7 protein-coding genes are annotated in these 15408 nt (G+C 50.4%); all 7 read right to left on the reverse strand.

The annotated features are described in order from the left end of the window. Positions 1 to 32: 32 nt before the first annotated feature. A complete protein-coding gene (locus tag T496_RS0110745) occupies positions 33 to 248 on the reverse strand; it encodes a helix-turn-helix domain-containing protein (RefSeq protein ID WP_027450759.1) in 216 nt (71 codons plus the stop codon). A gap of 31 nt (positions 249 to 279) precedes the next feature. Then, positions 280 to 2055, reverse strand: coding sequence for a hybrid sensor histidine kinase/response regulator transcription factor (locus T496_RS14005; RefSeq protein WP_081783628.1), 1776 nt, complete (start codon positions 2053 to 2055; stop codon positions 280 to 282). Between the two features lie 275 nt (positions 2056 to 2330). Beyond that, the gene (gene ruvB, locus T496_RS0110755) at positions 2331 to 3371 is read right to left on the reverse strand and encodes a Holliday junction branch migration DNA helicase RuvB (RefSeq protein WP_027450760.1); all 1041 of its coding nucleotides are present in this window, start codon (positions 3369 to 3371) and stop codon (positions 2331 to 2333) included. Between the two features lie 384 nt (positions 3372 to 3755). Then, positions 3756 to 8240: an FIVAR domain-containing protein gene (locus T496_RS0110765; RefSeq protein ID WP_027450761.1), complete on the reverse strand. Its 4485-nt coding sequence runs from the start codon at positions 8238 to 8240 to the stop codon at positions 3756 to 3758. 47 nt (positions 8241 to 8287) lie between these two features. Then, positions 8288 to 8482, reverse strand: coding sequence for a hypothetical protein (locus T496_RS15015; RefSeq protein WP_155808216.1), 195 nt, complete (start codon positions 8480 to 8482; stop codon positions 8288 to 8290). Positions 8483 to 8500: 18 nt separating this feature from the next. Beyond that, positions 8501 to 12361, reverse strand: a complete 3861-nt coding sequence (locus T496_RS0110775) for a SusF/SusE family outer membrane protein (protein ID WP_197018955.1) — start codon at positions 12359 to 12361, stop codon at positions 8501 to 8503. 74 nt (positions 12362 to 12435) lie between these two features. Further along, positions 12436 to 15375, reverse strand: coding sequence for a hypothetical protein (locus T496_RS0110780; protein ID WP_155808872.1), 2940 nt, complete (start codon positions 15373 to 15375; stop codon positions 12436 to 12438). Positions 15376 to 15408: the final 33 nt, after the last annotated feature.

The following is a 15408-nucleotide window of genomic DNA, read 5'->3' on the forward strand; positions in this document are numbered from 1 at the left end:
GAATCAAAACGTTCTTGCCTTTTTTCTATGTCTTACTTATTCTTCTTCAGGCTCAGGTCTTTTGACAATTCCTTAAAAAAGTCATGATTCAGAATAACACAAAACTGCTCCAACAGCTTTGTATTAATATCCTTGCGAGCATAGATGTTGTAGATGTTGGTGCGCTCGCAATTGATGATCTTAGCAATGGCGATGGCTGACATGTTCTTTTCTTTCATCACCTCTCTGATACGATTTCCAATGTGCATAGTGTTCGTGAGTTTTTAATTTGTTTATAATCTATATTTGTTTCCGATATTGCGAAGGAGTAATGTCGAATGTCTGTTTGAAGATTCGACTAAAATAGGCCACATCATCGAAGCCACAGCGCTGGGCCACATCGCCAATGGCCATGTTGACATCGGCCTTCAGCAGGCGCTTGGCACGCGCCAGTCGCAGTTGCATGATATAGGTGGACGAGTTCTGGTTGGTGATGGCCAGCATGCGTCGGTTCAGCTGACTGCGACTCATCGCCATCTCCCTGGCCACACTCTCAATGTCCACATTGCCCGAAGCCATCAGGCGGTACACCACGTCCAGCAGATGCGTCATGAACGCCCGGTCTTTGCGTGGCAAACTCTCCACAGACACCTCTGTCTGGCCGGCCACCTGCTCAAACTTCTGTTTCAGCAGTCTCTGGCGCTCAATGAGCTTGCGCACCCTGACCACCAGTTCCTCGGAGTTGAAAGGCTTCATCAGATAGGCATCGGCGCCAGCCTCCAGTCCTCTGATCTTGTCTTCCTCGGTAACCTGCGCCGAGATAATAATCACCGGAGTATGGTTCAGCTGGTCGTTATTCTTCACCTGTCGGCAAAGCTCCAGTCCATCCTTGTCGCCGGGCATCAGCACATCCGTGATGATGATATCTGGCATATTTTCCAAAGCCTTCTCCATGCCCTCTTTAGCACTGCGCGCATAGATCAGCTTGCACTGTTTCAGGTGCATTCCTATGAAGTAGGCCAGATCCTGGTTGTCCTCTACGATCAACACCACCGACGAGTCGATGGCCGAAGCCTCCTTGCCTGCCTGCGACTGCTCTGCAGCCGCTTTCTTCTGACCGGCAGGCAGTGATGCCGTCGCTTCAGCATCCGTCACGCCGAGAGGCTCCACCTTTCCTGCATATTTCATGGGCAGACGCACTGTGAAGGTGGTACCTTGGCCCACTGTGCTCTCCACCGTGATACTGCCTTTCATAGCCTCCACCATCATCTTGGCCATGGGCAGGCACAGCAACCTGACAGTATCATCGCCGGCGTGAGACCCATGCGAGAGCATGTCAAACAGACGGGGCAGCTCATCGGGTGGAATCCCCGCGCCATTATCTTTGACCTGCACCATCAGTTCCGCGCTACCAACCACCTCCAGCGACACATCGATGTTTCCATAGTGGTCGGTATATTTGATGGCGTTTGCCACCAGGTTTGACAGCACGCGGTGGATATAGGCCGGCACAAAGTCCATGTCGATGGCCGTCAGCGAGTGGTGATATCTCAGGTGCTGACGCTTTCTGTCGGCATCAGGCTGGTGGTTCTGCAGGATCATGCCCACATAGGTCACAATATTGCCGTGCTTCCACTTAGCCTCGCCAATCACCGTCTGCACGCGTGTGATGTCGAGCAAGTCTGCCACCAGTGCCAGCAGCGTCTCCGTCTGTCCGACCAGTGCCCTTGCCATGGTTGGCACCGTCGTCTTGTTCTCATCGCAGGGCTTTTCCAGTTGTTCGCCCAGTCCCTTGATGAGCGAGAGCGGGTTGCGAAACTCATGGATCACGTTCGCCAAAAAGCGCTCGCGCACAGCAAACGTCTGCTGCATCATCTTACGACGGTGAATGCCGATGCGAACCTGAATGACCAGCAAGATCACCAACACCAACAGGATTACCAACACCGTGACTAAAGCTACAAAAATGACAGCCTGGCTCAGAAACAAAGGCTCAACACGCATTGTCGCACCAAAGACACCGTGTGCCGTTATAGCGAAAATAGCTGTTGTGATAAGCCTTAGATAGGTGAGCATGTTGTTGTAGTTTATAATCCCGTTATGATAATTGCAACAAAAGTACAAAAAAAATTGTATTTTTTCTCTCCCAGAGCAAAAAATCCATCATTTTTTGACCAAAGTCTGCAATAAAGATTTTACTTCGTATTTAGTTATCATTCAACCTGTTGCAAGCAACAACGCGCCAATATTACAAAACGAAAAGAATGAAAAAGACTGATATATCCAATAAATCTAAACAAAATCCATTTTCCAAATCCACATATTTGACGACAAAAATCATACTTCCAGCCCTATTCATCGAACAGTCCTGGTTGCATGATGCCCCCCGAATAGGGGTTGCGGCCAAAATGGCGATAGGCTAGATCGGTCACCATGCGCCCACGTGGAGTGCGCTTGATGAAGCCCTCCATGATGAGGAAAGGCTCATAGACCTCCTCCACCGTGCCAGCATCTTCGCCAATGGCAGTGGCAATGGTGGTGATGCCCACCGGACCACCACGGAACTTGTCGATGATGGTGAGCAGGATCTTGTTGTCAATCTCATCTAATCCATATTTATCGATGTTCAGCGCTGTCAGTGCCACACGCGAGATGGCCGTATCGATGGCGCCATTGCCCTTCACCTGGGCAAAGTCTCTGACGCGGCGCAGCAGTGCGTTGGCAATACGTGGCGTGCCACGACTGCGCCCTGCTATCTCGATGGCGGCATCTTCGGTGATGGGCACGCCCAAGATAGATGCCGAGCGCTCGATGATGCGTGCCAGCGTCTCGGGGTCGTAGTACTCCAGGTGCATGTTGATGCCAAAGCGTGCGCGCAGTGGTGCGGTGAGCAGTCCGCTGCGTGTGGTGGCACCCACCAGCGTGAAGGGGTTCAGGTCTATCTGGATAGAGCGAGCCGAGGGGCCCTTGTCTATCATGATGTCTATGCGATAGTCCTCCATGGCCGAGTAGAGATACTCCTCGACCACGGGCGACAGGCGGTGAATCTCGTCGATAAACAGCACGTCGCGCGGCTCCAGCGAGGTCAGGATGCCAGCCAGGTCACCGGGCTTGTCGAGCACCGGTCCGCTGGTAATCTTGAAGCCCACACCCAGTTCGTTGGCAATGATGTTAGACAGCGTGGTCTTGCCCAGACCTGGAGGTCCGTGCAGCAGGGTGTGGTCGAGCGGTTCACCACGATATTTGGCAGCCTCAACAAACACTTCCAGATTCTCTACAATCTTCTGTTGTCCGCTGAAGTCACCGAAACGCAGTGGTCGCAGGGCATTCTCGAAATCCTTTTCGCCGCCCCCGGCATACCGTTCTTCTCGTATATCGAAGTCTTCGTCCATCATTTGCGGTGCAAAGATACGAAGATAAAATCAAATTATGGCCATTATTGATTTGATTTTTGGTCAAAATATCATAAATTCCGGCGCCTTTTCCCAACTAATAGCGCCACTTTCGCCTGCCAAAAGTGGCACTTTCGCAGCTTTCGACTTAAGTCGTGAGACCTTTCGACTTAAGTCGTGAGACCTGTTGACTTAAGTCGTGAGACCTGTTGACTTAAGTCGACAACTATCAGAGTGGCCCTATTAGGACACAAAAGTACCGCTATTAGTTGGGCAAAGAAATCAGACTGCTACACAAAAAAGCCCGTATGCCATCAAGACATACGGGCTTCGTTAGTATCGGGTGTCAAGACGCAGGGCGCGTCTTGTCCATTTACGTGCGGTTTACTTCACCACCACCTTCTTATTGTTGATGATGTAAACGCCCTTCTGGGCCTTCTTCACCTGCTGACCCTGCATGTTGAATGCCTTGCCAGCCTGGGCTGCAGACTCGATGGCGTTGATGCCGTTCACGATATCTGCCAGGTTGTTGATGGCAGTCTGCAGGTTGGTCTTAGCTGTGGTCAGACTTTCAACGGTAGCATCCTCTGCAGCCAGCGCTGTCTCTGCATTGCCGATAGCAGTGTTCAGAGCAGAAACACTCTCTTCGGTCTTACCGATGGTGTCCAGACCCTTAGCTGTCAGAATCAGTGTAGCCAGGTCGCTCTTTGCAGCCTCAAGGGCAGGATTGCCCAGGTAGATCAGACGGAAGTTGTCGAAGACGGTCCAGTCGCCATCCAGCTGCTTCTCGTCCTTCTTCACGCCGATGGTCAGCAGACCGTCGGTGCCCACCTCAACTTCAACAACAGTCCAGTAAGCGCCATGCTCGAAGAACTCAAGTGCCGAAGCAGGCATATTGGGGAAGTCGCCCTTGGCAGTGCTCATCATGTCGGCGATGCCAGGCACAAGACCAGCCTCATCAGCGATATTAGGCAGCAGAGCCTGCTGCTGGTTAGCCACGAGGTAAGGCAACTGAACCAGTGTCTCTTCGTTATTAACGGCGTCGGCCTGAGCCTTACCATCGCCATTACGGAAGAAGCCCTGCACCATGACCATGTAATTACCAGCCTTCAGGCCCGTCAGGTTCTGAGTGAACGAGAAGGTGTTGGGATTGTAGTACTCCCAAGCATAGTCGGCAGCACAGTCGCCATTGTTATTGTAGGTCTGGCTAGACACACGAGCGCCACCATTGCCACCGTCGTATGCCTTGGTCCAGTCGTCATAACCATCCTGACGGTTCAGGCTGGCATTCTTGATGAGGTAAGACACATCCACGGGGTTCTCCTCGCTGGCAGCCTTGAGCAGCGCAGCACGCTCCTCGGCAGTGATCACCTTCCACTGGTTCATGGGGTTATCCAGACCGGTGCGGTCGATGGCGATGTTGTTCCAGTACAAGATACCGTCAACAGCTGCGTTGGGATCGTAACCCAGCAGGAAGCCGTCGTTGCCGGTAGAACTGATGTTGTAAACGCCCTCCTTGCCATCTACGGGCAGGAAGTGCCAGATGTCTTGAGCGCGGGTATCAACATAGCCATTGTATGCCATCCAACCGTCACCGCGACCAGTCTTGAACTTGAAGTTGTTGGTCTCAGGTTTGTCCAGGTCAACGAGTTCAATCTCGATACCTACCTGGTCAACAGCAGCATGGGTGTTCCAGTTAGAACCGGTGCCCAGGAATAGGCCTGTGCCTACATTATAGATATACACCTTGCCAGCCTTAGGAGCACTGCCCTGGTAGATGTCTATTGTGGTCAGTGCATTGATCTTGCGAGCGGTGCGCAAGCGATAGAGCACATTGTTGAGCTCGTCGGCCGTAGTACCATTCGCGATGAAGTCGTTGGCATCGGTCAGGTCAACACCCTCCTCGGCCAGGGCCATCGTCTGTTCCAGCACGGTGATGTCGAGAGCCTTGGCAGCAGCCAGTGCAGTGTTCATATCGCCGAGCTTAGCAGCGATCGCATCGTCGTCGCCAGAAGCCACAGCCAGTTTGGCGGCATTGATGGCATCGGCGAGTGCCTGCTTCAGTGCATTTGTGGTGTGACCCTCGAAAGCCTCAGCATTAGCAATAGCTGCATTGGCAGGACCGCCCCATTGTGTCTTGTAGAGCACGGGGTGTCCACCCTCGGCAGCACTGAGATACCAAACCGTAGGAGCAGCCTCCGACAACTTAGCATAGACAACGCCATTGGTGAAGTCTTCCATGTTGACATGCGTGATAGCAGGCCAGTTGACCACAGGATCGAAGCAGTTGGTAAGCTGGATGTTGTTACCACGAGCATAAGACTCACCATTGGTTACAGTACCCATGTTATAGCAGTTCACAGTGATTGCATCGTTGCCAAACCAGCCAGAGAGACCGCCGGCCTCGTTGCCAGACTTGATAGCACCGGCATTGTAGCAGTTCTTCGCGGTGATCTTCAGCTCGCCAGAGGTGTTGCAACCTACGAGTGCGCCAGCATTCTGATTGACAGTCTCTACGGTACCTTCATTACCCAAGCACTCCAGCAGAGCAGTACCGTTACCACTTACATGACCAACAAACGCACCTGTGAAGGCCTTACCCTTGACAGAGCAAGAAGCATCGATAGTGAAGTTCTTGATCACAGCACCATTGTCGATCTCGTTGAAGAAACCAATATTGCTTTCCTCTGGCTGGTCGATAACCATGTTCTTCACGATATGACCCTGACCATCGAAAGTACCGGTAAAGTGATTTGAACCATTACCAATACCTGTAAAAGTAACATCAGCGAAGTCAACATCAGCAGTCAGACGAGCATTGGCATTGCCACTGCCACTGTTAACCAAAGCAGCAAACCACTTCACATCCTTAGCAGAAGCCAGGTTGTAAGCACCGTCGGTCTCTGCAATATAGTTAGCATCGAAAGCACCACAAGCAGTGCAGAAACCATCAGCAAACTGATGCTCGTCGCGGGTAGCGCCCTCGGTATTAGAATAGGTCTCTTCCGAACCAGCCTTCGCATTTCCAGCACAGTCAAGTTCACCGTTGGCATAAACCACGCCACCCTCCTTTGCACAAGGCACAGGGTTAGCATCGGTTCCAATAACCTGATACCAGACAACATCTGTGCTCTTATTGCCATTCAGCATATAAGCCAGCTTACCGGAAGCAAGGTCTGCAGCAGTGAAAGCAGTTCCCTGCTTACCTTCAATCTGGAACATGTTCTCGCCCTTTACCTCGCCTTTACGCCAGAGAGCCTCGCCATTAACATTAGTAGCAGTACTGTAGCAATTGCTGATAGTAGAGTTATCACTACCCATCCATGCACAGATACCTGCATTCTCACGATTACCTGTGATAGAACCTGTGTTGTAGCAGTTAGAGATGTGAATAACCTTGCCCTGTGAGCAACCCACGATACCTGCGCAGTTCTCCTGAGAGCCTTCGATATTAGCCTCATTACCGCAATTGCGGATAATCACATTGTCGCCCCATACCTGAGAAAGGATACCGGCAGTACGCGAACCACCCTTGATGACACAAGAAGCATCGATAATCACATTTTCGATGATGGTGCCACCAATAGCCTGGCCGAAGAGAGCCTGATTGTTATTGTTGGCGTCGGTCTTAAGATTCTTGATACGATGTCCCTGACCGTTGAAATGGCCCTGGAAGTCATGTCCATCCTGTCCGATAGGTGTCCAAACCTGGTCGGTCATATCAATATCTTTAGTCAGCACAGCCTTGGCACCACCGTTGGTGGTACGTACAATCTCTGAATAACGATTCAGGGCTGCTGCACAACCGATCTGATAGAAACCCTCAATCTCTTGCAGTGCACTACAAACAGTGCAGATGCCATCCACAAAGCTATGCTCATCTACTGTAGAGTTTGCAGTATTTGAGAAAGACAGTGAGCTACCCTCCTTTGGAGTGATACCATCACACTTCAGCTCACCATTAGCATAAACGATGTCTGTTCCAACTGCAGTAGGCTTTGCATCAGTACCAATCTTCTGGAACCATGCAGGCGTCTCGCTCTGCTTTTCATTCAGCAGATAGCAGAGCTCACCACTCTGAGCCTGAGCATCAGTAGCTGCAACAGCTCCCTTGTCATTCTTCAGGCCATCTATGCTGCCCAGATAATAGCAGTTGATAACAATCGCATTGTTACGGCAGATAATATCATTGTTTGATTCCTTCTTCACATTGAGTGTTGCTGCAACCAGACAGTTGCGAATGATGTTAGTGTTGTTGCTCTGATTGGTCCAGCCAACAAGACCGCCACAACCTTCACGGTTAGGTGCATTGATAGCACCAAAGAAAGCACAGTTCTCAATGACGTTGGCACCATTCACATCCTCGAAGCTACCACAAAGACCACCATGAGTGGCGTCACCGCCCTCTTCATCGTTGATGGTCACATAGCTGGCACAATTTTGTATTTTTGTGCCACTCTGCCACAAGCCACCAACAAGGCCGGAAGCCAGCTTTGACTTAGTGGTGATACTACCCTCAACAATCAGGTTCTTGATTGTAGCACCGTTGATACGACGGAAAGGAGCTACACGCTCTTCGTCCAGGTTATAGCTGACAATCAGCTTATGTCCCTGTCCGTCGAAGGATCCGCGATAAGGCTTTCCACCTCCATTAATACCTACCATGGCATTACCATCTACCGTCACATCGGCAGTAAGAACAGCATTCAGACGCTGGTTGGTGCCCTCATTGTGCAGGGTACAGAACTCTGCCCAATCTTGTGCCGAACCAATCTGATAGACGCCGTCCACTGGCTCAATAGCCATAGCACCTACGCTTGTCAGCCATCCAATGGCCAAAGCAAGCACAAATCTTAGGTTCTTCTTCATAAATTAAACGTTTTAGTTAATAAAAAGTTATTGATCACAAAAATATATTATTCATCAAGTTCGTTTTCTTCATCAGCCCAGATATCATTGTGGCGACGGGACAGACCAACGGAAGGATCCGAGGGAGTAGGATCTGGGATAAGTCCTGGCTTGCCATCAACCTTACCAGAAACAGCCATTAGCTGTTGCATCTGTATTTCCACCACTGTTACTGTTGGGGATACATATATCATTTTCTTCATAGTCATACACCTTATTTATTATCTAACAACCTGTTTCTTTCCGTTTACAATATAGAGTCCTTTCTTCAACTGAGAAACCTTGCGACCCTGCATATCATAGACAGCATCCTGAACCTTCATCAGTCCGTCCTCAATAGAAGCAATGCCTGTCGTCTCTTCGTCGATGACGAAGTTCGTTAGGCGAGCACCACTACCCGTGTTGTGGAAATAAGCGCGGAAGGCCTTCAGTTTACCAGTACCATCACTTGGTGTCAGTTTATTGCCCGCAGCTACAAACAGATCGTTAGCCACAACAGCTGTTGGTTCGTAGATTCCAGTGAAAACATAGCCACCCTCTGTCGTTGCAGCAGGAGCAGTAGCATCAAGATCAACAGTCAGTTCCTTTTCACTCATAGCCTCAGAAGGCATAACCAGATAAGCCTTACCAGCCTCAGTTGAGGTAACAGTAGTGAAATTCAGCGTCTCGCCAGTAGCACCAGTCAGTTCAGCCACCTTAGCATCGGCGCCAAAGAGCGATGCAATCTGTGTAGCATTCAGTGCAAATGGCAAGCAGATGGTGTTCCATGTGTCAGCAACAGTGGTACGCTTCAATGTCAGGCCAACACCATTCTCACTTGAGAAACGGTTAGGCACATTCTCGCTCAGCACTTTCTTGGCAGGGTCATAGAGAACAGGGTGAGCCCAGCCCTCATATTCCATGCGCCAAACATCTCCGCCCTCAGCATCATATAGACCTGCGAACATAGCACCCATTTGTGTTTCATCATCAGGATCGGTAATCTTACGTCCATCCGCAAATGCATCACCCCACGTACTTTCATTCTGTCCCCAAAGACCTGTACCATAGTCATAGCAGTTAGTCAGATTGATACCATTACCACGTGAGAACTGATTACCCTGTTGGAAACCATGAGTATCCTCAGAAGTGGGATAGCTAGCAATGCTATAACAATTCTTCAAAACGGCATTACTCATCCAACCAGAGAAGCTACCGCTCTCACCTGCTGTTTCACCAGTTATCTCACCCACATTGTAGACATTTGTCAAATGACAGATATTGTCGTTAAAACGACAGCCAATGATACCACCGGCATTCTGACCAGTTGACTGAACAGGAGCCTCGTTACCACAGTTCTCGATATAAATATCACCAGCACCATAAGTACCTCCAATCAGTGCTGCAACGGCTTTAGAGCCTTTGAAACTACAATTAGAAGCGATGGTAACGTTCTTCACACATGCACCATTGGCTGCACGGTTTACCAAGCCAACGCCTTCACGTGACCAATCCATCTTCATATTGGTAATGATGTGACGCTGACCATCGATAGTACCCGTAAAATTCCTCTCACTAGATCCAATACCAGGATAATATGCCACGCCGTCGAAATCAATATCAGCAGTCAGGCGGGCATCCTTATTGCCACCTTCGGCATTAACCATTGCAGCGAACCACTTCAGTTCGGTAGCATCGTCAACAAGGAACACCTCGCCATCCTTGTCGATAGCATAGCTGGGATTATATTCCTTATCGCAAGACGAGCAGAAGGCCAAGCCTGCACCAAAGTCATGAGCATCACGCAAAGGCTCGCTCTGTTCGTTGACATAAGTAAAGTCTGGCTTCGGTGTGCCATCGCATTTCTGCGAACCACGTGCATAGACGGTGGCGCCGACCTTCTCGATAGGCAGAGGAGCAGCATCGGTACCAATCAACTGATACCAATTGATGTCGCTCTGGTCGCCATTCAACTTATAAGCCAATTCGCCACTTTCCACCTGAGCAGCTGTTGCATGAAGAGCCTCGTTCTGGGTTGCACTACCAGCATTCACCACATAGGTATTCGTCACGTTTCCAGTATTGCGTGCCACAGAAACAGAGTTTCCACCGTAAACGAATTCTGTGGCATTGACCACGCAGTTCTTGATAGCAATATTACCGCCACCATTGGCATAACCCAGCAGACCACCGTTGCCCGTAGCACTAGGAGTATTGATAGAACCATAGAAACCGCAGTTCTGGATCGTACCATTATCGTGCATGTAAGCACCGATACCACCAAAGGTTGCATCACCATCATTCGTACGGCTCAGTGTGACATAGCTCACGCAGTTCTCCACGACAGAAGCACCGTGCGAACCAGCGAAGATACCGCCGGCACAAGAGTTATTTTCGTTTTGGATAGTACCATCAGTTATCAAGTTCTTGATGTGAGCAATAGCTATAGTACGGAAGAGGGCCACGTTCTTCTGACTCGTGTTGTAGCCCAGCGTCACCTTATGTCCCTGTCCGTCGAACGTACCACGGTAAGCCGCGGCATTACCATCGCCACCAATCATGACCGTCTGGTCGCTGAAATCAATATCTGCGGTCAGTTTACCATTGATATTATAAGAGGCTTCAACCGATTTATGACCATTCACCTTGTGGGCAAACCACTTCAGTTGCTGCTTGGTGCCAATCAGATAGTTACCTTCACCATCTGGCGACATATAGTCGGCCTGCATCTCGTCGCAGAGTTTCGCGTCATGAGCGTTCACACAGAAGCCATCTACAAAATTGTGGCTATCACGAACAGATGCCTTCTCCTCGTTCTCAAGAACCGTACCTGGTTTGGGATCACCATCACAATACAGAGAGCCATTTGCATAGATGATGCCGTGATTAGCCGCACCCGCAAAAGGATAAGGATGGGCATCTGTACCAATCGTCAGATACCAATTTGTTGCACCGCCAACAGAACCATTCAGTTTATAGCAGAAATCAGCGGTATTGAGCAAAGAGGCATCAAGTTTAGTGCCCTGACTACCTTTTGTTGTCAGGTCGTAACAGTTTGTTGCGGTGACAGCACCACTATTGCGATAGAGCTGAGATGTGCCATCAATACCACTGATGTCACCACTGTTCCAACAGTTAGTAAATGTGGTACCTGTAGCTGTCCAACCAGCAAAAGCTGCGCACTGGCCGTTTTGTCCACTCACGGCACCCATATTAGCACAGTTAAGCGCCGTGATGACTGTATTATCAATAGCACAACCTACAAAAGCAGCTGCGTTGGCATCGGTAGAGCCCGTTGACTGCACGGTTGCCTTGTTGATGACGTTTTTCAAAGTGACAGTGCCGCCATCACGTGCAAAACCAACAATACCACCGACTTTCGCGTTTCCGGTGAACGAACCCTCGATAATCAGGTCGTGGATATTGGTGCCACCAGTGGCATAGCGGATGAAAGCTACATTATTATTACTGCCGATAATCACAGCATGACTGATGGTATGACCAGCACCGTCAAACTCGCCCTTAAACTTAAATTTATCACATGCTAAGGGGAAGAAGCCTTTCTCTGAGAAATCGAGATCTGCAGTCAGACGAGCCTTTGCTTTAGAGCTTTCTTCAGAGGTAACCTTACCCGCAAACCAATAGTAGTCATCGACAGTGGCTATCTGGTAATAATCACCATCCTTTGTTGGCTCTGTCAGTTTCTCGGCCTTAATCTTCTTGTTTTTGGTATCAATATAGATTCTGTAGTATCCTTCCTCGGCTACACAGAATTTTTTGTCATCCGTGCTAGTCGTCGATAGGTCAGACCACTCAGACGTGAGCACAGTGCCCTGAGCAGGTGCCCAATAACCCTCCCATCCATCTGCTGAGTTGGGAATCTTAAAACGTCCTGCATCTCCGTCACCCACGGTGAGTTTACCTGCCCAAGTCCATAAGTTTTCACTCACATTTACCATTGCCACAGGCGTGCGAGCGTATTCGCCTGCGTTCCATCCGCTTGCGGTGGCACCTCCCACCAGGAAGTGATCTTCTGCCCACACTGTATGTCCCAAGCCAAGGCATAGGAGAGATAATATAATTGATTTTAGGTTTCGTTTCATATTCATTAGTAATTAATTATATTGGTTAGTGCTTTTGTTTAGTTTTTAAGGTGGGGATATCTGAGGTGATGCACTCACCTCAGATATTTTTTCCCATCCTTGATATAAAGGCCGCGAGTCGGCTTGCCTATGCGCTGACCGTTCATATTATAAATACGGTCTGTCGCTGCATTGGTACGGGGACTCGAGATTTCTTTGATTGCAGAGACGATGCCTGTATTGTAGAGCACAGGATGTCCCTTTTCCTCACTGCTGAGGAACCAGATGCCTGGAGCTGCCTGATACAGTGCATTGAACACCACATCGTTGGTAAAGTCTTCAACAGCACTCTTTGGCATAGAAGCCCAGTTTGTGACAGGGTCGAAACAGTTCGTAACGTTGATATTGTTGCCACGAGCAAACGATTCTGAACCGACACCAGCCACAGTACCCATATTATAGCAGTTGGTGAGCTCGGCCTCATCGCCCAGCCATCCACTCAGACCGCCAGCCTCGATGTCAGCACTGATGGTGCCCGCGTTATAGCAGTTGGTCATCACCACCTTCAGGGTGCTACTGCTGTTGCTGCCCAGGATGCCACCGGCATAGAAACTCTGTGCGGTGACAGTGGCCTCGTTGCCTAGCTGCTCTAAGGTCAGCTTGCCAGCAGCCACGACAGGAGTCGAGCCGATAAATGCGCCCACCTCATGACGACCAGCAAAGCTACAGCTGTTGTCAATCGTGAAGTTACGAATCTGTGCACCTTCGCCTGCCACACCGAAGAAGCCCACGGGCTCATCGTTCTCAGTCTGTGTCATGGTCAGGTTGCTGATGATGTGACCCTGACCATCGAATGTAGCAGCAAAGGGCTTGGCTGATGTGCCGATACCTGCAAAAGCGATGTCCTTGAAGTCCACATCGGCCGTCAGGCGTGCATTCTTCACCTCGTCATTCTTAGCATAGGCAGCATACCATACCACGTCGGCTGCACTGCCAAGCTCGTAGATATCGTCCACGGGCTGCTTATAGTCCATGTCAGCAATGCCGCAAACGGTGCAGACACCCATCTCCCACTGGTGGGGCTGATAGACGATCTGCGCATCCTTGTCATTCGTAAAACTGGTTTCGCCCACCGGCTGACCATCACAGGTGAAGGTGCCCGAAGGATAGACCAGTCCATTCTCTACACCGCAAGGCACGGGCAGTGCGTCGGTGCCGATGCGCTGCAACCAGGTGCCAGCAGTCGTATTATCGTTGAGCAGGTAGGCCAGCTGACCCGTGGCGGTGATGTCGGCAGAGATTTTCTCTCCCTGTTCGCCAAACTGACCATTATTGAGGACATAGACTGCCGTCAGGTTAGAGCAGTTGCGCACCACAGCCATGGAGTTGCCACTGGTTGTCAGCGACGTAGCAGCCACCAGACAGTGGCTGAAGCTGACCTCCTGGCCACCATTGGCATAGCCCAGCAGACCGCCATTGCCCGTGGCATTAGGCGTCTGGATAGAACCAAAGAAACCACAGTTGACCATCTGTCCCTGATCGTGCATGTAGGCACCGATACCACCTACGGTAGCGTCGTCGCCACTGTTGCGCTGGAAGTTGACGAAGCTGGCACAGCATTCAATCTTCGATGTGCCACGCGAACCGGCAAAGATACCTCCCGAGCAGGAGTTGTTTTCGTTCTGGATAGAACCATCGGTGATGAGGTGATGGATATAGGCATTCCTCAGATAGCGGAAGAGCGCCACATTCTTCTGGTTGACCTGGTATTTCACCGTGACACGATAGCCCTGACCGTCGAACTCACCCTGATAGGCATTCTCATTGTCGCCATCGCCAATCATGTCTTGATAGTTGCTGAAGTCGATGTTAGAAGTGAGACGTGCGTTGATGGCACGGTTCTCACTGCTGTTGACCAAGGCAGCAAACCAGTGCAGATCCTGGGCCGAAGCCAAAGAGTAAAAGCCCTGACCATCAGCCTGCAGATAGTCGGGCTGAAGGGTGTGACACGCAGAGCAGAAGCCTGTGCCGTCCCACTGGTGCTCGTCGCGCACGGTACCTTCGGAAGAGTTGCTAAAAGTCACCTCACCCTTAGGTGTGCCGTCGCACTTCAGAAGACCGTTGGCATAGACGATGCCCTTGCCTTGTGGCGAAGGAACATTATCGGTACCGATGGTTTGGAACCAGGCGGGGTTATCGCTGGTGTTACCATTGAGCAGGAAGCAGAGCTGACCGCTCTTAGCCTGTTCCACGGTAGCAGCGATGCCGCCTTTCTCGTTCTTCATACCTTCATAAGTGCCCACGAGATAGCAGTTCTCTGCCACACCATTGTTGCGGAACAACACTTCGTTGTTATCGTTCTTAGCCACATTGAGCGTAGCGGCAACCAGACAGTTGCGCACCACGTTACCACCATTGATCCATCCCACCAGACCACCGCAGCCATTACGGTTGGGGGCGTTGATGGTGCCCAGGAAGGCACAGTTCTCAATGATGTTGGTGCCGTTCACATCCTCATAGCTACCACAGATGCCGGCATGGGTGGCGTCGCCACTACCTGAGTCGTTGATGGTGACATAGCTCACGCAGTTCTGAATCAGCGAACCGCTCTGCCACAGACCGCCGATAAGACCGGAGGCCAATTTCGAGGTGGTGGTGATAGAGCCTTCTACAACAACGTTTCTGACGGTAGCGCCATTAATACGACGGAAAGGAGCCACACGGTCTTCGTTCAGATTATAGTTGACAATGAGCTTGTGTCCCTGACCATCGAAAGTACCACGGTAAGGCTTTCCACCACCGTTGATACCCACCATATTGTTGCCTTCAATGGTAATATCGGCTGTCAAGACAGCGTTCAGACGCTGGTCACTACCTGTGTTGTGAAGCGTACAGAATTCGTTCCAGTCCTGAGCAGTGCCTATCTGATAAACACCGTCAACAGGTTCGATAGCCATAACAGCAGTGCTTGTTAGCCATGCCGAAGCGATGGCTAACAAGAGACTGCGTCTATGCTGTTTTAAAATTGTTTTCATATTGGAAAGGTTAGGTATTGTGTAAGGTTGTTT

This window comes from Xylanibacter brevis P6B11 (assembly GCF_000621825.1).
GTDB classification, from domain to species: Bacteria; Bacteroidota; Bacteroidia; order Bacteroidales; family Bacteroidaceae; genus Prevotella; species Prevotella brevis.